The organism is Chryseobacterium sp. 14P4.3.2, from assembly GCF_057799275.1.
Map to the genome: position 1 here is coordinate 1 of NZ_JBYOKO010000109.1, position 218 is coordinate 218.

General features: G+C 33.9%; 1 protein-coding gene. It reads right to left on the reverse strand.

Annotation, left to right across the window (positions count from 1 at the left end; genetic code table 11):
* On the reverse strand, positions 1 to 218 hold a 218-nt coding region (locus AC27VX_RS23955), incomplete at both ends, for a hypothetical protein (RefSeq protein ID WP_488698499.1).

A 218-nucleotide genomic window follows, 5' to 3' on the forward strand; every position in this document is an offset into this window, starting at 1 on the left:
CCGTTGTACTTGTAGCCTTTATATCCTCCTAAACTGGATTTAGTTCCGCCTATGTGGTTTGCTCCAAAAGCGTAGTAGTTATTCGTATCTGTAATTTCAATGTTGCCTTCACTATTTTTAGCATAACTTACTCTTGCATTTCCTAAATGATCTTTATATTGGTAAATATAGCGATTTTCTGTAAAGCTATAAAAACCTTCTGAAGTTGGTACAAAATC